A 15,923-nucleotide genomic window follows, 5' to 3' on the forward strand; every position below is an offset into this window, starting at 1 on the left:
AGATGAATTGATTAACGGGGAATCGCTGGAATTAGATCGTATATATACAGTAGGAACGATTGATATGTTTACATTCGGCGGACCGCCTGCCCGGCGGCCCGCCGACCGGGCGTCAAACCATCTGACCGGTGCTCCCGGGCCCGGATAGGCTCCCCGGTGATGACCTCACTCTCCGATTCCGACACCGTCGACGCCGTCATCTCCGGCGCCGTCGTCTCCGCGCTGCGCGCCGCCGGCTGCGTCTTCGCCGAGGACGAGGCGGAACTGATCCTCGCCACCGCCCGCACCCCGGACGAGCTGGCCGCCATGGTGGACCGGCGCACCGCCGGACAGCCCCTCGAACACGTCCTTGGCTGGGCGGAGTTCCACGGACTGCGCGTCCTCGTGGAACCCGGTGTGTTCGTGCCCCGCCGCCGTACCGAGTTCCTGGTCGACCAGGCCCTCGCCCAGACCCCCGGCGCATCCGTCGTCGTCGACCTGTGCTGCGGCTCCGGCGCGGTCGGCGCGGCCCTCGCGGCCGCCCTCGGGGACGTCGAGCTGCACGCGGCCGACATCGACCCGGCCGCCGTCGGCTGCGCCCGCCGCAACATCGCCCCCTACGGCGGCCACGCCCACGTCGGCGACCTGTTCGACCCCCTGCCCGCCGCCCTGCGCGGCCGGACCGGCATCCTCGCCGCCAACGTGCCCTATGTCCCCAGCGACGAGGTGGGACTGCTGCCCGCCGAGGCCCGCGAGCACGAGCCGCTGGTCGCCCTCGACGGCGGCGGTGACGGACTCGACGTGCTGCGCAGGGTCGCCGCCGGGGCGCGCGCATGGCTCGCGCCCGGCGGGTGCGTCCTGGTCGAGACGAGCGAGCGCCAGGCCGAGGACGCCGTCGAGATCTTCCGCCGCGCCGGACTGGCCACCCGGCTCGCGGTCTCGGAGGAGCTGTACGCGAACGTCGTGATCGGGGTGCGCGGCGACTAGGCGCTCCGCTGGAAGTGCCGAGATCTGCCGTCTGCCGTCTGCGGCGCCGTCGTGGCTGGTCGCGCAGTTCCTCCCCCAGCCTTCGGCCGGGGGTACCCCCAGCGCCCCTTCGGGGGCGCTGCAGGACCGCAGCGGACTTCGACGGTCACGCTCAGGTGGTGGCCCCGCTCCCCGAGGGGCTCGGCGACGGTGAGCGGTCGCCCGGGCGCTGCCACGGGCCGCCGCGGTCGTGCATGCCGCCGCCCCGGCCCATGCCCATGAAGTCACCGGAGAAGGCGCCCGAGGCGGTCGGCTTGCCGTCGTCGCCGCGGGTGCCGATCAGGAAGGCCGTCGCGTCCTTCTTCAGCGCGTCGGAGTCGCCCCGCACCTTCACGTCCGAGCCCACGGTCCACGTCCACGACGTGCCGTCGTCGCTCTTGACCGTGACCTGGTCGCCGTCCACCTTCTCGACCGTGCCCCGCTGCCAGACCCGCACCACGTACTTGCCGGTGTCCGGGTCCTTGACGGTCGCCTCGCCGTGCACGCCCATACCGCCCATGCCGAACCGGCCGTGCCCGGGGCCGCGCCCGTCCGGAGCGGAGGGCGCCGACGACGCACCGGAGGCGGCCGGGGACGCGGTGGAGCCGCTGCCGCCGGAGCCGGCGGCGAACGCGACCGTGCCGCCCAGGGCGAGCGCCCCGGCGACGAAGGCCACGGTCACCGCGCGCAGACGGAACGACTGGCGGCGCCACAGGTCGCGCAACGGCGCGCCCGGCTCCCGGTCCGCTCCCGGCCCCGAGAGGAGCTCCGACGGGGCGTCCCACTCCGGGGCGGCGGTCTGCGGGGGACGGTCGGGCATCGGCGGGATCGACGGTTCGGTTCCGTCGACGTCACGGCGGGGTTCCTGCTCCGGTTCGTGCGTCACGGCTCGCTCCCATCGGCGAACGGCACGCGGCATCGCACGACGCATGCCTCTCTGTGAATTGTGGGAGTGCGCCGATAAGAACCCGGTAATCAGTTCCTGTGAATTCGGCGAATCCGCACCGGCGCATCCGGCGCATCCGGCGTATCCGGCGCCCCGGCGGCCCCTCGGCTACGGCAGTTCCCGGGCCCGCGCGATGAGCAGGGCCACGTCGTCGTGGTTGTCGGGGTGGTGCAGCTCCCGCAGCAGCAGGTCGCAGACCTCCTCCAGCGGGCGGGGCGGGCCGCCGAGCAGGGCCAGCAGCTCGTCGAGGCGTTCGTCCAGGGAGTGCCGGCGCGTCTCCACCAGGCCGTCGGTGTAGAACACCAGCTCGTCGCCGGGCTCGAAGTCGACGGTCGTGGTGGCGAAGGCGACCCCGCCGACGCCCAGCGGGACCCCGGTGGGCAGGTCGAGGAGTTCCGGCGGCCGGCCGGGACGGACCCGGGCCGGGGGCAGGTGGCCGGCGTTGGCGATCCGGCACCGGCGCAGCCGCGGGTCGTACACGGCGTACACGCAGGTCGCAATGGAATGGTCGAGGCCCGACGTGGTCTTGTCCAGGTGTTCGAGGAGGACCGCCGGGTCGAGGCCCAGGGCGGCCAGGGTGGTGGTCGCGGTGCGCAGCCGGCCCATCGTCGCGGCCGCGTTGATGCCGCTGCCCATCACGTCGCCCACCACGAGGGCCGTTCCGCCCCCGTCCAGCGGAATGACGTCGAACCAGTCGCCGCCCACCTCGACGGTGGCACCCGCCGGCTGGTAGCGGGAGGCGACCTCCAGACCGGGGGTGACCCGGGGATGCGTGGGCAGCAGGCTGCGCTGGAGGGTCAGGGCGGTGGTGCGGGCGTTCTCGTACCAGCGGGCGTTGTCGATCTGCACGGCCGCCCGCGCCGCCAGCTCCCGGGCCAGCAGCAGATCGTCGTCGTCGAAGGAGGCCGGATTGCGGGTGCGCTTCAGATCGAGGGCGCCCAGCACCTCGCCGCGCGCGATCAGCGGCACGGCCAGATACGAGTGCACCCCGGCCCGGCCCAGCAGCACCGCGGCCTCGGGGGAGGGGGCGATCCGCGCCAGGTCCTCGTCCTTGGCCTGCGGGACGAGGACGGCTTCCGCGCTCCGTACGCACTCGGTGATCAGCCGGTCCGGCGCGTACCGGGCGACCGTGCCCGGCGCGTCGGCGGCCTGGACCGCGTCCGCCTTCTGCTCCGCGCGCACGGCGAGGGCCCGGAGCACGGCCGGCTCGGCCGGGCCGAGGGTGCCGCTGCGGCCTTCCACCACCGTGTCCAGCAGCTGAACGGCCGCCACGTCGGCGAGCTCCGGCACGGCGACGTCGGCCAGCTCCCGGGCGGTGCGCTCCAGGTCCAGGGTGGTGCCGATACGGGCGGAGGCGTCGGCGATCACGGCCAGCCGGCGGCGCGCGTTCTCTGCCTCGACACCGGCCCGGTACGGCTCGGTGATGTCCACCACCGAGGTGGCCACGCCCAGCACGTTGTCCAGCGCGTCGTCCAGCCGGTAGACCGACACCGACCAGATGTGCTCCACGTCCGGGTCGGCCGGCGTACGGCCCACCGCGGACTGGTCGATGACCGGCTCGCCGGTCCGCAGCACCCGCAGGTAGGCCGACTCCAGGGCGTCGGCGTCCAGCGAGGGCAGTACCTCGCGGATCGTCCGGCCCACGTGCTCCGCGGCCGGGACGCCGTTCATCCGCTCGAGCGCCGGGTTGACCGACACGAACCGCAGGTCCGTGTCGAAGACGGCCAGCCCGATCGGCGACTGCTTCACGATCCGTTCGGACAGCGCCACGTCCTGCTCCAGCCGGCGCACCGTCGACTGGTCGGCCGCCAGACCCAGCGCGAACACGTCGCCGTTGTCGTCCATGAGCCGCATGTTGCGGAACTCGACCACATGGGTGGAGCCGTCCCTGTGCCGGATCGGGAAGCCGCCTGCCCAGCTCCGCCCGGTGCTCATCACGTCCGCGAACAGCTTGCCGACCAGCTCGATGTGGCGCTCGTGCACCATCAGCCGGGCCGCGTACTGGCCGAGCGCCTCCTGCGCCGAGTAGCCGAACAGCTCCTCCGCCTGCGGGCTCCACAGCACGATCCGCCCCTTGGCGTCCAGCACGACCGAGGCCACGCTCAGGACGTCCAGCAGCCCGCCCGGCCGCACGGGTCCGCGCACGGGCTCCCCGCCCCCCGGCACCGAAGCCTCGGCTGGACTCATCGCACGCACCGCCTTCGAACTTCCGCACGGCACGCCGTCCCCCGTGCCGACTCCCCTTGTTCTATCGCGCTCACACCCGACTCTCCGATGCCACCGCCGACTTTTCCACCATCTCTCAACACGGCGGCATCTGTACGGCGAAGCGACCACAGGGGCGGCAGGGGCGTGAGTTCACTTTCCCGTCCCGCCATTGGTCTGTACATGTCTATCGGGCCCGCGCCAGACTGACCGGCGCACGCGCGTCCCACCCCCCCGATACCGAGGAGTAGGCTTCCATGCCCGCGTCCACCCGGCAACGTTGTCGCGCAGGCCTGACCGCCCTGGTCGCCCTCGCCACCACCCTGGTCCTCGCGACCGCCGCCCCGGCCTCCGCCGCCGACACCTGGACCGAGACCGGCTCCGACCACGCCGATGCGCTGTCCGAGAGCCAGGGCCTGACCTCGGTCGAGGTCCCGGCCAACAGCCCCAACCGGTACACCGGCGCCGGTACCATCCCGCTCGGCGTCTACAGCCGCGGCTGGAACCACGTCGGCGACCCCGACGAGTCCTACGACGGCTACTACGTCGAGCCCTACCAGGCGGACTCCAGCACCTACAAGATGTACCGGGTGCAGGCCCCCGACGGCACCTGGTCGGAGTACGTCCACACACTGGTCTCCGGCGAGGCCCTCAACAACTCCTGGTCCGCCATCACGCCCGACAGCCAGTACATGCTCTCCGGCGAGTACGGCACGATGACCCGCTTCCTGGTCTTCCCGACGCCGGGCGCCAACAAGAGCACCTCGCCGTCGGCGAACCTCCCGCTGGCCTCCGTCGTCAACCTGGACCACGCCGTGCGTGACGTGCAGGGCTGCGACTTCTCCAGCGCCACCACGCTGCTGTGCTCCTCGGACGACCCGGACGGCAGCCTCTTCGGCTACACCAAGCCGCTGCTGCAGATCGACCTGTCCGCCCAGCCCGGCTCCGCGAACGTCACCGGGCACGTCACGGCGCTGCGCCAGCTCCCGCTGCGCAGCTCCTGCTCGGGCACCTTCGAGGCCGAGGGCATCGACTACGACCGGCGCACCGGCATCCTGCGGGTCATCGTGATGTCGCCCGGCTTCTGCGTCCTCACGGACAGCGTGACCTACAAGTTCACCCGGAGCTGAGCCCGCGGCCGCCTGCCGCGGCGGGTGGTGCAGGGTCCGGAGATCGGTGCTTTTCTGTTGGCATGGCGTGGTTCGCGGGGGAACCCGTGCTACCGCGCCATCGCCATGAGAGGAGCGATCACGATGGTCCGTGAGCGACTGCACGAAGAACCCGTCTCGCTGGAGATCAGCGGATGCAGCAAGGAGGACGCCCGGATCGTGTTCGACGCGCTGTGCCAGTGCTTCGAGTCCGACCGGGCCGCCGAGGACGTGCCGCAACAGCTCCACGAGACCCGCCCGATGGTGTGGCTCGGCACGTTCGAGGTCACCGACGCCCACGAGTGCACCCTGCCACCCCGGCTCTCGGCCTCGGTCGAGGCCGACGCGCAGGGCGGCTACTGGGCGATCAGCCGGCTGCATACGACCCTCGACTCCCTGTTCGCCGTACGGAACCTGTCCTCCGCTTCGGGGGACCAGGAGAGGGAGCTGCATGTGCAGCTGGAGAGCCGGGGGGCGTAGCGCACCGGCTGAGCACCCAGTGATATGTCACATGCCACCACCCCTCCCGTTGTGCAACTAGTTGCATAAACCGTGCGCGGTCCTCTACAACTACGGTGACGACACCGCGCACGGAGGCCCCCATGAGCCGTTACCCGCACCTGCTGAAACCCCTCGACCTCGGCTTCACCACACTCCCCAACCGCGTGCTCATGGGCTCCATGCACGTGGGCCTGGAGGAGGCCGAGCGCGGCTTCGAGCGGATGGCGGAGTTCTACGCGGCCCGGGCCCGCGGGGGAGTGGGCCTCATCGTCACCGGCGGCATCGCGCCCAACGACGAGGGACGGCCGTACGAGGGCGGCGCGAAGCTCACCACCGAGGAGGAGGCCGGGCAGCACCGGGCCGTCACCGAGGCCGTACACCGCGAGGGCGGCCGGATCGCGATGCAGATCCTGCACTTCGGCAGGTACGCCTACCACCGCGACCTGGTCGCCCCGAGCCCCCTCCAGGCCCCGATCAGCCCCTTCGCGCCCCGCGAGCTGACCGACGCCGACGTCGAGCGGACCGTCGACGACTACGCCCGCGCCGCCCGCCTCGCCCGGCAGGCCGGCTACGACGGTGTCGAGATCATGGGCTCCGAGGGCTACCTCGTCAACGAGTTCATCGCCGCGCAGACCAATCACCGCACCGACCGCTGGGGCGGCTCGTACGAGAACCGGATGCGGTTCCCCGTCGAGATCGTCCGCCGGGTGCGCGAGGCCGTCGGCGACGACTTCATCATCGTCTACCGGCTGTCCATGCTGGACCTGGTGCCCGGCGGGTCGACGCTGGACGAGGTCGTCACGCTCGCCAAGGCCGTCGAGGCGGCCGGGGCGACCATCATCAACACCGGGATCGGCTGGCACGAGGCCCGCATCCCCACCATCGCCACCTCGGTCCCGCGCGGCGCCTACACCTGGGTCACCAGGAAGCTGATGGGTGCGGTGTCCGTGCCGCTGGTCACCACCAACCGCATCAACACCCCGGAGGTCGCCGAGGAGTTGCTCGCCGGGGGCTTCGCCGACATGGTCTCCATGGCCCGCCCGATGCTCGCGGACCCCGACTTCGTCAACAAGGCCGCGGCCGGTACGCCCGAGGCCATCAACACCTGCATCGGCTGCAACCAGGCCTGCCTCGACCACACCTTCAGCGGGAAGATCACCTCCTGTCTGGTCAACCCGCGCGCCTGCCACGAGACCGAGCTGGTCCTCGCCCCGACCCGGCTGAAGAAGCGGGTCGCGGTGGTCGGTGCCGGACCGGCCGGCCTCGCCTGCGCGGTGTCCGCCGCCGAACGCGGCCACGAGGTCACCCTGTTCGACGCGGCGGCCGAGATCGGCGGCCAGCTGAACGTGGCCCGCAAGGTCCCCGGCAAGCAGGAGTTCGACGAGACCCTGCGTTACTTCCGCCACCAGCTCGACGCGCACGGCGTGGATGTACGCCTGAACACGACCGTCGAGCCCGAGGACGTCACCGGCTACGACGAGGTCGTGGTCGCCACCGGCGTCACCCCGCGCACCCCCGACATCCCCGGCGTCGACCACCCCCGCGTCCTCGGCTACCTCGACGTGCTGCGCGACAACGCCCCCGTCGGCGAGCGGGTCGCGATCCTCGGCGCGGGCGGCATCGGCTTCGACGTCGCCGAGTACCTCACCGACGGCGGCGACAAGGCGAGCGACGACCCGGCGACGTACTTCAGGCACTGGGGGGTCGACATGGACTACCAGGGTCCCGGCGGGCTGGCCGCCCCCGAGCGCCCCGCGCCCCCGCGCACCGTCCACCTGCTCCAGCGCAAGGCGAGCAAGGTCGGTGCGGGCCTGGGGAAGACCACCGGCTGGATCCACCGCACCGAACTCAAGCACCGGGGCGTCACCATGGTCCCGGGCGTGCAGTACGACCTGATCGACGACGCCGGGCTGCACGTCACCGTCGACGGCGAGAGCACGGTCCTGGAGGTCGACACCGTCGTGCTGTGCACCGGGCAGGAACCGCGCCGGGGCCTGTACGAGGAGCTGGTCGCGGCCGGCTGCAGCGCGCACCTCATCGGCGGTGCCGACGTCGCCGCCGAACTGGACGCCAAGCGGGCCATCAAGCAGGGCACCGAGGTGGCGGCCGCCCTGTAGGGGCCGTCCCTAGGATGAGCCCATGTCACTCCCGCACGCGATCCTCACCGCCCTGCTCGAAAGGCCGTCGTCGGGGCTTGAGCTGACCCGCAGGTTCGACAGGTCGATCGGGTACTTCTGGTCGGCCACGCACCAGCAGATCTATCGCGAGCTCGGACGACTGGAGGCCGAGGGCTACATCCGCACCCTGCCGGCCGAGCAGCCGGCCCGTGGGCAGAAGAAGAGCTACGAGGTCCTGCCCACGGGCCGCGCCGAACTGGCCCGCTGGACCGCCGCCTCCCAGGACCCCAAGCCGCAGCGGGACGTGCTCCTGCTGCGGCTGCGCGCGGCCGCGGTCGTCGGCACCGCCGGCCTGGAGGCCGACCTGCGCCGCCATCTGGAGCTGCACCGGCGGCAGTTGGCGGAGTACGAGGAGATCCAGCGCCGCGACTTCCCGCCGGGCAAGGACGCTCCCGAGGACCGGCTGCGGCACCTGGTGCTGCGGGCCGGCATCGACCTGGAGACCTTCTGGACGCAGTGGCTCAGCCGCGCCCTGGAGGAGTTCGGGGAACTCCCCGGCCCGTCCTAGAGCCGGTAGGGCTTCGAGCGCTTGCGCAGGTACCAGCCCGTGGCGATGACGCCGGAGCCGACCAGCGCGGCGCCGATGCCCAGGGTGAGCGGGCCGTAGTCGCGGGCGGCGCCGCCCAGACCGCCCATCACGCCCCGGGCGGGGGCGGGCGCGGCCGACCTGGTGGTGGAGGAGGTCGTCGGCGCGGCGGGGGCCGAGGAGACGATCACCGACTGGGTGCCCGCCGTACCGCCGTTGGAGCAGACGACGACCACCGTGTAGGTGCCCGGCGACACGCCCGACCAGGCGGCGGACTGGCTCACGGTGGTGCCCGCCAGGGCCACCTGCCGCCCCTGGGCGAAGGCGGTCTGACCGCTGTTGAGCAGCGAGGCGTTGCCCCAGCTGCCGTTGCTCTGGGTGCAGGCGCTGGTGACCACCGAGACCGTGGTACCGATGGTGCTCACCGAGATGCCCGAGAGCGCGGCGGACGGGCCGGCGAGCCAGGTCGGGAACGCGGCGGCGGCCGCCAGGGTCAGGCCGGAGCGGAGGAGAAGTCGAGTAGTGCGCATGGTCTGCCCTCCGGCGGCACGGTTGGCGGAACGTCCCGTGCGCCGCCGAGGGTGGGGAAACGTCCGTGCTGCCTCGGATTCAGCGAACGGGGCCCCGGCCCGTCCCGCACCCGGAGGGCGACCGGCCAGGTGACTTCTTCCTCCGTCCGGCCCAGGCCGGGATGCGCGTGAGGCCCTCGTCAGGCTCCGGTCGTCACGGTCCGCTCCGCCGACCAGCCGCCCCACGTGCCGTCCGGCAGCCGCGCCCGGAGCCGTACTTGGTGCCGGACCCCATGGTCGCGGCCCACATAGAAGCTATAGGTCGACCGTCCCTTCGGTGGGGTGCCACCCCACATCAGGGAGGTGGTCGTACCGCCGTCGAGCCGGATCTGGTATTCGGTGACCACACCGTCCACCTGCGGCGGGTCCCAGGCCAGATCGAGGTAGTAGGCCCCGCTCTCCTCGTGGGTGCGCGCCGTGAACGCGGTCGGCGCGGTGTCCCGGCCGTCGCCGCTGCCGGGCGTGGCGAGGCGCACCGCCGTACTCGCGGGCGAGAGGTTGTCGGCCGCGTCCCGGGCCCGGACGGTGAAGACATAGCGGGTGCCCGGCCGCAGCCCCATGACCACCGCCGCGGTCTGGTTCCCGCCCACACTGTGGATCTTGGCGCCGCCCTGCCAGATGTCGTACGACACCACGGTCCGGTCGTCCGTCGAGGCGCCCCAGGACAGCTGCACCGCACGGCTGCCCACGGCCCGGCCCACCGGGTGCGCCGGGCGGGTCGGCGCCGAGCGGTCGGCCGCGACCATCGCGGGGGTGGTCGCCCGCACCGCACGGCTGCGCGGTCCGAGGCTGCCGTCCCCGCCCCGGGCCCGCACGGTGAACACGTACGCCGTGGACGGCCTGAGCCTGGTGACGTCCACCATGTGCTGCGAGCCGGGCACTTCCTCGACCTTCGTGGTGCCGCGATACACCTCGTAGGCACGGATCCCGGAACCCTCCGGCAGCTCGTTCCACATGACGTGCACGCTGGTGGCGCTCCCGGCGGCCGCGGTCACCCCCGTCGGGGCGCCGGGCAGCCGGCCGCTGTCGCCGTCGGCGGCCCCGCCCCAGCCGCAGGACGTCACGAACAGCAGGGTGCAGACCACGACGGCAACTCGGCGCACGGTTCCGCCTCCCCGGGGACGGCAGCACGGCAATGGTCCGGACCAATATGGACTGCCCGGGATCCGGACATCAAGAGGGCCGTATTGGAGACGTCGGGGGAGAGTTACGTATGCTGAGGGTCCTGCGGTCGAACTTCCCGGAAGAACAGGGGAGTTCGCGCCTGTGGCGCGGAACGCTGTCGTCGCTGATCCCGCGCCGGCACGGGCGGCCGGGGCGGTCTGGGCCGGCACCGGCTCAGCGCCCCGGCCCTCGGCGACCGCTCACGAAGTGTCAGTTTCGTTGCGCCGAACGGCCCTGTACAGCCCTCACGTGCTGGCCCGGCCGCCGGACCCGCACCATCTTGTTCCGGGTGACTCCATGTCCCCCACGAAAAGGGTCCCTCATCGTGCGTGTCCAGTCGCTGACGCTGGCCGCGGCCGGCGCCGCCCTGCTCGCCCCGGCCACACTGCCCGTGCCCACCACCTCGTACGCGGCCCCCGGTGACCGGCACCGGATCTCCGCCGCCGACCTGCTGGCCCGGGTGCGGGACTGCACCCAGGTCTCCAGGGGCCGCTACCGCTCCGATGCCAACACCGCCGCCACCGTCCCCGTGTGCGGCACCCGGCGGGCCGTCTTCTGGAAGGCCGACCTCGACATCGACTGCGACGGCCAGAGAACCGCCCACTGCAACCGCTCCGCGGACCCGGCGTTCAGCGCCGCCACCGCCTACCAGCAGTCCAACGGCCGTCAGCTCAACGCCGAGAAACTGCCCTATGTCGTGGTACCCGGCCCCAGCGGCCGCTGGAACCACTGGGCGGCCGGCGTCCGGGGCGGCGCGGTCGCCGCGGTGATCTACAAGGACCGGGTGCAGTACGCGGTCGTCGGCGACACCGGACCGCGCGACATCATCGGCGAGGCCTCCTACGCCACCGCGAAGGCGCTCGGCGTGAACCCCGACCCGCGGGTCGGCGGGGTGCCGTCCGGCGTCACCTACATCGTCTTCAAGGACTCCGCGATCCGGCCCATCGAGGACCGTGCGGAGGCGGAGGCGGAGGGGGAGCGGCTGGCGGCCCGGTTCACCGGGGACGACTGACCGGCGGGCCGGCCGCCCCCGGCGGTGCGGGTCAGACGGCCGCCCAGCCGTTGTCCACCGGCAGGATCGCGCCGTTGATGTTGCTCGCCGCGTCCGAGGCCAGGAACACGATCGCCGCCGCCTGTTCCTCGGGCTCGGAGACCTGGCCCACGTTGCCGAAGTACGGGCCGAGCGCGGCCGGCCCGTGCGCACCGTCCTCCAGGTCGATCCGGATCCCGGTCCTGGTGCCGCCGGGGGCGATGGCGTTGGCCCGGATGCCCTGGCTGCGGTACATCACCGCCAGGCTCTTGGTCAGGCCGACGACACCGTGCTTCGAGGCCGTGTAGGCGGCGCCCGCCGCGCTGCCGCGCAGGCCGGCCTCGGAGGCGGTGTTGACGATCGCGCCCCGGCCCGCCGCCAGCATGTGCGGCAGCACCGCGCGGGTGAGCAGGAACGGCGCGGTGAGGTTGACCCGTATCACCCGCTCCCACTCCGTGTCGCTGACATCCGCCAGCGCCGACATCCGGTCCATGATCCCGGCGTTGTTCACCAGGACGTCCACCCCGCCGAACCGCTCCACCGCGGTCGCCACCACCTCGTCCACCACGGACTGCTCGCCGAGGTCACCGGTGACCGCCACGGCCGTACCGCCCGCCTTCTCGATCTCCGCGACCGCCGCGCCCGCGGCCTCGGCGTTCAGGTCGGCGACGAGGACCCGCGCCCCCTCCCTGGCGAAGGCCAGGGCGGCGGCCCGCCCGATCCCCGATCCCGCGCCGGTGACGATGACGCCGCGCCCGTCGAGTCCGCTGGCCATGTGGTGCTCCCATCAGGTGGTTCGAGGGCGCTCGGCGCCCGGTGCGGCTCACACCATACGACTTAATGTCGGTGAGTGACATAAAGTCGAGACCTGATTTTTCCTTCACCCCGCTGCCTCGGGGAGAATCCGGGTGCAGCAGCCACCGGCACGGGAGGGACAGATGACCGCAGGGGGACGTACGGGACGGCCGCCCCTGACCGAGGAGCGCAAGGCCGAGATCAGACTGGAGATCGCCCGCGTCGCGGTGGACCTGTTCGTCACGCAGGGGGTGGCCGCGACCACCGGCGAGCAGATCGGGCAGGCGGTCGGCGTCTCGGCACGCACGGTGTGGCGCTACTTCCCGAGCAAGGAGGCCTGTGTACGGCCGCTGTTCGCGGCCGGTATCGAAGCCGTCGCCGACTGTCTGCGCGCCTGGCGCCACGGCCAGCCCCTGGAGGAGGCCTTCGAGGACGCCGTACCGACCGACAGCCGGCTGGTGCGCAGCCCGGACCGCGCCACCATGGGCGCCCTGGTCCGGCTGACCCGTGACGAACCGGGCCTGCGCGCGGAGTGGCTGCAGTCCTACGACGAGGCCGAACCGGCGTTCGCCCGCGCCCTCGCCGAACGCTCCGGGCTGCCCGCCGACGACCTGCGGCCCACCATCCAGGCGGCCATGTTCAACGCGGCCCTGCGCGCGGCCGTCGAGCACTACGCCTGGCGGGTCGCCGACGACACGACGGACGCGGCCACCGCAGAGGCCGAACTCACGGCGACGATGCGCTCGGCTCTCACGGTGGCGGCGGAGGGGCTCGCCTAGTGTCTCGTTCTGTTCCCGGCGGCCGTGCCCGTGGTCAGCGGGCGGGGAAGACCTGGACCTCCGCGAGTGTCAGGTAGTCGGTGCCGGACAGCTGGACCGTCACATAGCGTCCGGACGCCGGGACCGCCAGCCTGGTGGGGCGGCCCATGGTGCCCGGCCGGTGGCTCGACCACACACCGGGCCGGGCCGCCTGCTGCTCGGGAGAGAGCGAGTGGTCCAGCGGCGCGTCCGACACGAACACCCAGTAATCGGTGGCCCGTTCGGTGCAGCAGTCCGTGCGGTTCCACAGGTTGACACTGCCGAGCGGCTGCGCGGAGCCGAGGTCCACCTGCCACCAGGCGTGCCGGTCGTGGTCGGTGTGCGACACGGAGCCGGAGCCGTACGCGCCGTCGGTGTCCCCGTCAGCGGCGTGCTCTGCCGAGCCGCCGAACGCCGTGGAGGACTGCGTCGCCGTCCTGCCCCGCGCGATGTCGTTCGCCGGGGCGTACGTGTAGTCGCTGTCGTCGGGGGTGCTGGTGCCCGCCGGAGTGGTGACCGTGACGGTGCCGTCGAAGACACCGGGCGGCTGCTGCGCCGTGAGCTGGTTGGGGCCGACGTAGGTGACCCGCACCGCCGGCCTGCCGTCGACCGCGACGGCGGACTCCGGTGTGAAGCCGCCGCCGGAGACCAGCAGCCGGCCGTCGCCGATCGGGCTGACCACCTCCACGTCCGGTGGCGCGGCGGTCGTCAGCCCCCGGAAGCCCGGCTCCAGGCCGGCTCCGGCGAGGACTCGGTCCGGGACCGTGCCCGGCCCGGGGCTGGACGGGACGACGGTGTTGCCGCCGCCGTCGACGAAGTCGGTGCCGACGTTGTCGCAGACGTAGCGGTTGAGGTCGCCGACCCGGTAGGAGTTGCTGACCACGATGTGGCCCGTGGTCGAGCAGCCGCCGTTGAAGGAACCGCTGTCGGCGTACTGGACGTTGCCGTCCATGACGATGTAGGCGCCGCCCTCGTCGTTGTAGTAGGCGAAGTTGGTGTGCCTGTTGCCGAAGGTGACGTTGCCCCGGATGGTCAGGCCGTGCCGGAGGTTCTGCCCCTGCGGGCCGTTGGTGTAGATCGCCCCGCCGTCCTGGCGGACTCCCATCACGTTGTGGACGACGTTGTCGGAGATGACGTTGTCGGCCTGGATGTTCGGGTTCGTCCACGGGGTCACCGCGTTGGTGTGCCAGCCGGCCCAGCCGAAGCTGATGCCGCTGTAGGGCAGATCACTGATCTCGTTGTGGCTGATCGTGGTGGCGCGGGCGTATCCGGCCCAGATGCCCACGGCGCCGGTGTACTCCACGCCGACGTCGTGGACGTAGTTGTCCGTGATGGTGTTGCCGACCGAGATCTCCGCCCCCGAGCCGACCACGACCTCGGCGAGGGCCAGGGCATGTCCACCGGCTCGCTGGACCATGACGTACCGGCCGGTGACGTCGGTCGGCACGACGACCGGGCCGCTCGCCGTGCCGGTCTCGTGAGTGGCGTGCACGCCGGGCCGGGCCGCCTGCTGCTGCGGTGTCAGACGGGTGTCGAAGGGCGTGGCGGAGACGAACACCCAGAAGTCGCTCGGTCCGGTGCCGGCCGCCGCGGTGACGGTCGTCTGCCAGAGCCGCTTCGCGCTGCCGAGGTCGACCTGCCACCAGGGGTTCCGCTGCCGCTGTGTCCCGCCGCCCGAGGACTGTGTGGTCGGCCGTCCGGCGGCGAGGTCCCTGGCGAACCGCGTCGGCTGCGGGTCGTCGGTGGTGCCGAACTGGATGCCGTTCCCGGACACGTCCGTGATCTCGTTGCCGGAGACGAGGTCGTGGTCGGCGCCGTGAGAGGTGCCCAGGCCGGCGCCGCCGAGGTGCTCGAAGACGTTGCCGGTGATCGAGACGCTCCGCGTGCCCACCAGGTCCACGGCTGCCGGCGGGCGGCTCCACGCGGCGAACGGGCAGCTGCCCGTCGGGGACACGTACTGGCACAGGCCCTGCTTGGTGGCGCCGTCCGGTCCCGTGAGGTGCATGGTCGCCTGCATCTCGACGAAGCCGTCGTCGCCGCTGGGCGCCCGCCAGGTGGTGTAGGCGAACGTGATGCCACGGAAGACGACGTCGTGCAGCGGGTCGTCGGCCGTCGAGGCGGTGGTGACCAACTGCTCCAGCACGGGTGCGACGAAGTGCATGTCCGCCGGGTCCTGCCCGGGCCGCGGCTGGTAGTAGACCGTGTGTCGGGCCCGGTCGAGGTACCAGGTGCCGGGGCGGAGGAGTTCGTAGGCGTTCTCGATCCTGCTCGGGGTGGCCGAGTCGCCGAGCGAGGGGAACCCGCCCGCCGGGTTGTCGCCGTCCGGTGCCGTCGGGGTGCTCGGCAGCTTCATGTTCGACCAGCACGGTTGGCGCATGGTGACGGTCCGTCCGGTGATCGAGGCGACACCGCAGCGGGGCTGCGTCCACGCGCCGTGACCGCCGTCGAAGACGAACTCGATGCCGGACGGGTTCCGCCAGGACGCGAGGGTGTCGTCGGAGGCCTGGAAACCCTCCGCGGTCTGGGTCAGCGCCACCGGACTCGGACCCGAACTGCGCGGAACGCGCTGTCCGTCCGCGTACAGCTGACGGGTGTCCAGGCCGGCCGGCACCGGGGCCGACCAGAGTGCCGGATTCTCGGCATCCCGGTGCCAGCCGCCGACGGGGACGCCACCGCTGAGGACCGGCCGGGCGCCCGGAGCCGCCTCCCACACGATGCGGTGGCCGCCGCGTCCGGAGTCCTGCGGGCCGAAGCGCAGCGGTGCGTCGAGCCGGTAGGTTCCGCCGGCCAGCTGGACATGGACGTCACCCGTGGCTCGCGCGGCCAGGCGCGCGGCCGAGGTCTTCGCCTCCTGAAGGGAACAGGGCTGCCGCAGGGAACACGAGCCGCCGTGCCCGTCGGGCGCGGCGTGGACCCGGACGCTCCCGCCGCCGTCGGCCCGGGCGGTGCCCGGTCCGGCTGCGGACGGGGCGGCCCCGAGCGAGGCGGCGGCGATCACCGCGAGACCGGCCAGACGTGTCAGGACACGCCGAGCCCGCACCGAGAACTGATGTGGCATGCGTTTCCCTCTTTTCCGACGGG

The 15,923-nt window shown here is 72.5% G+C and carries 13 protein-coding genes; 7 read left to right on the forward strand and 6 right to left on the reverse strand.

All coding sequences use genetic code 11. The features are described from left to right. Positions 1–159 precede the first annotated feature (159 nt). Positions 160–966, forward strand: coding sequence for a putative protein N(5)-glutamine methyltransferase (locus ABT137_RS47980; RefSeq protein ID WP_351719726.1), 807 nt, complete (start codon positions 160–162; stop codon positions 964–966). 151 nt (positions 967–1,117) lie between these two features. On the opposite strand, the gene ABT137_RS47985 is transcribed toward ABT137_RS47980, so the two are convergent. Together ABT137_RS47985 and ABT137_RS47990 are read right to left on the reverse strand one after the other, a co-directional pair. Next, positions 1,118–1,870 (reverse strand): hypothetical protein, encoded by a 753-nt coding sequence (locus tag ABT137_RS47985; protein ID WP_351719728.1) that lies wholly within the window; start codon positions 1,868–1,870, stop codon positions 1,118–1,120. Between the two features lie 168 nt (positions 1,871–2,038). Next, complete coding sequence (locus ABT137_RS47990) at positions 2,039–4,117, reverse strand: SpoIIE family protein phosphatase (protein WP_351719730.1); 2,079 nt, start codon at positions 4,115–4,117, stop codon at positions 2,039–2,041. Positions 4,118–4,392: 275 nt separating this feature from the next. On the opposite strand from ABT137_RS47990, the gene ABT137_RS47995 reads away from it, so the two are divergent. The 4 genes from ABT137_RS47995 (at position 4,393) to ABT137_RS48010 (ending at position 8,469) form a co-directional block, all read left to right on the forward strand. Continuing rightward, positions 4,393–5,265 carry a hypothetical protein gene (locus tag ABT137_RS47995; protein WP_351719732.1) on the forward strand — a complete coding sequence of 291 codons (873 nt, stop codon included), beginning with the start codon at positions 4,393–4,395 and terminating at the stop codon, positions 5,263–5,265. 123 nt (positions 5,266–5,388) lie between these two features. Further along, entirely contained in the window at positions 5,389–5,763 is a 375-nt protein-coding gene (locus tag ABT137_RS48000; RefSeq protein ID WP_351719734.1) for a hypothetical protein, read from the forward strand. Between the two features lie 122 nt (positions 5,764–5,885). After that, entirely contained in the window at positions 5,886–7,901 is a 2,016-nt protein-coding gene (locus ABT137_RS48005; RefSeq protein WP_351719736.1) for an FAD-dependent oxidoreductase, read from the forward strand. A 22-nt stretch (positions 7,902–7,923) separates the two neighbouring features. Next, the gene (locus ABT137_RS48010) at positions 7,924–8,469 is read left to right on the forward strand and encodes a PadR family transcriptional regulator (RefSeq protein WP_351719738.1); all 546 of its coding nucleotides are present in this window, start codon (positions 7,924–7,926) and stop codon (positions 8,467–8,469) included. Here ABT137_RS48010 and ABT137_RS48015 read toward each other — a convergent pair. Together ABT137_RS48015 and ABT137_RS48020 are read right to left on the reverse strand one after the other, a co-directional pair. Next, positions 8,466–9,017, reverse strand: a complete 552-nt coding sequence (locus ABT137_RS48015) for a hypothetical protein (protein ID WP_351719739.1) — start codon at positions 9,015–9,017, stop codon at positions 8,466–8,468. The two genes, ABT137_RS48010 and ABT137_RS48015, sit on opposite strands and share 4 nt — an antisense overlap. Before the next feature lie 179 nt (positions 9,018–9,196). Beyond that, entirely contained in the window at positions 9,197–10,159 is a 963-nt protein-coding gene (locus tag ABT137_RS48020) for a fibronectin type III domain-containing protein (protein WP_351719740.1), read from the reverse strand. A 386-nt stretch (positions 10,160–10,545) separates the two neighbouring features. Here ABT137_RS48020 and ABT137_RS48025 point away from each other — a divergent pair, with 386 nt between their 5' ends. Next, the gene (locus tag ABT137_RS48025) at positions 10,546–11,232 is read left to right on the forward strand and encodes a glycoside hydrolase family 75 protein (RefSeq protein WP_351719742.1); all 687 of its coding nucleotides are present in this window, start codon (positions 10,546–10,548) and stop codon (positions 11,230–11,232) included. A 31-nt stretch (positions 11,233–11,263) separates the two neighbouring features. Here ABT137_RS48025 and ABT137_RS48030 read toward each other — a convergent pair whose 3' ends face one another. After that, positions 11,264–12,025: an SDR family NAD(P)-dependent oxidoreductase gene (locus ABT137_RS48030; protein ID WP_351719744.1), complete on the reverse strand. Its 762-nt coding sequence runs from the start codon at positions 12,023–12,025 to the stop codon at positions 11,264–11,266. Positions 12,026–12,188: 163 nt separating this feature from the next. On the opposite strand from ABT137_RS48030, the gene ABT137_RS48035 reads away from it, so the two are divergent. Beyond that, complete coding sequence (locus tag ABT137_RS48035; protein WP_351719746.1) at positions 12,189–12,824, forward strand: TetR/AcrR family transcriptional regulator; 636 nt, start codon at positions 12,189–12,191, stop codon at positions 12,822–12,824. A gap of 34 nt (positions 12,825–12,858) precedes the next feature. Here ABT137_RS48035 and ABT137_RS48040 read toward each other — a convergent pair whose 3' ends face one another. Next, the gene (locus tag ABT137_RS48040) at positions 12,859–15,900 is read right to left on the reverse strand and encodes a galactose-binding domain-containing protein (protein ID WP_351719749.1); all 3,042 of its coding nucleotides are present in this window, start codon (positions 15,898–15,900) and stop codon (positions 12,859–12,861) included. Positions 15,901–15,923 lie beyond the last annotated feature (23 nt).

The organism is Streptomyces sp. NPDC001980, from assembly GCF_040296885.1.
In the GTDB taxonomy this organism is placed as follows: Bacteria; Actinomycetota; Actinomycetes; order Streptomycetales; family Streptomycetaceae; genus Streptomyces.

Excerpts from the sequence above, each read along its gene's own strand:
- ABT137_RS47980 (WP_351719726.1), top strand. The coding sequence starts at position 160 with ATGACCTCACTCTCCGATTCCGACACCGTCGACGCCGTCATCTCCGGC.
- ABT137_RS47990 (WP_351719730.1), bottom strand. The coding sequence starts at position 4,117 with ATGAGTCCAGCCGAGGCTTCGGTGCCGGGGGGCGGGGAGCCCGTGCGC.
- ABT137_RS47995 (WP_351719732.1), top strand. The coding sequence starts at position 4,393 with ATGCCCGCGTCCACCCGGCAACGTTGTCGCGCAGGCCTGACCGCCCTG.
- ABT137_RS48000 (WP_351719734.1), top strand. The coding sequence starts at position 5,389 with ATGGTCCGTGAGCGACTGCACGAAGAACCCGTCTCGCTGGAGATCAGC.
- ABT137_RS48005 (WP_351719736.1), top strand. The coding sequence starts at position 5,886 with ATGAGCCGTTACCCGCACCTGCTGAAACCCCTCGACCTCGGCTTCACC.
- ABT137_RS48010 (WP_351719738.1), top strand. The coding sequence starts at position 7,924 with ATGTCACTCCCGCACGCGATCCTCACCGCCCTGCTCGAAAGGCCGTCG.
- ABT137_RS48015 (WP_351719739.1), bottom strand. The coding sequence starts at position 9,017 with ATGCGCACTACTCGACTTCTCCTCCGCTCCGGCCTGACCCTGGCGGCC.
- ABT137_RS48030 (WP_351719744.1), bottom strand. The coding sequence starts at position 12,025 with ATGGCCAGCGGACTCGACGGGCGCGGCGTCATCGTCACCGGCGCGGGA.
- ABT137_RS48035 (WP_351719746.1), top strand. The coding sequence starts at position 12,189 with ATGACCGCAGGGGGACGTACGGGACGGCCGCCCCTGACCGAGGAGCGC.
- ABT137_RS48040 (WP_351719749.1), bottom strand. The coding sequence starts at position 15,900 with ATGCCACATCAGTTCTCGGTGCGGGCTCGGCGTGTCCTGACACGTCTG.